This is a genomic window from Mycobacterium simiae, assembly GCF_008370645.1.
Classification (GTDB): domain Bacteria; phylum Actinomycetota; class Actinomycetes; order Mycobacteriales; family Mycobacteriaceae; genus Mycobacterium; species Mycobacterium simiae_A.
In genome coordinates, this window is record NZ_VTZN01000572.1 from 1 (window position 1) to 373 (window position 373).

Sequence of the window (373 nt, forward strand, 5' to 3'; positions counted from 1 at the left end):
GTACTGCCGTTCGATCTCGTCGATCTGCCGCTGAGTTACCTGGGCCGGCACGACATCCGAAGGCGTCAATCCGCCGCCCCCGCTGCCGACATGCGCGCAGATGCCGCGCAGTGCCGCAAACCATAGCTTGCTCACCCGGGCGATCTGATCTTGATCGAGTTTGCTTGTGGCCCAGGTCCATTCGGCATGCAGTTGCGGTCCCTCACCGGTGTCGATGGCGACGGCATTGAGGTCCACCGTGTGCATCAACGGCATCGGTAAACCGGCGTTGCTATTATGGGCGAACAGCGAATTCCACGCTCCGATCTGCCACACGTCGTCGGTTGCCGGCGCCTGGGCCGCCGGGACACCCATGCGGCCCAGGTAATTGAAT

Annotated in this window: 1 protein-coding gene; it reads right to left on the bottom strand. The window is 62.7% G+C overall.

Going from position 1 to position 373, the window contains the following annotated elements; all coding sequences use genetic code 11:
* The coding region (locus F0Q45_RS26940; protein ID WP_444875272.1) for a hypothetical protein at positions 1–373 on the bottom strand (373 nt) is incomplete at both ends.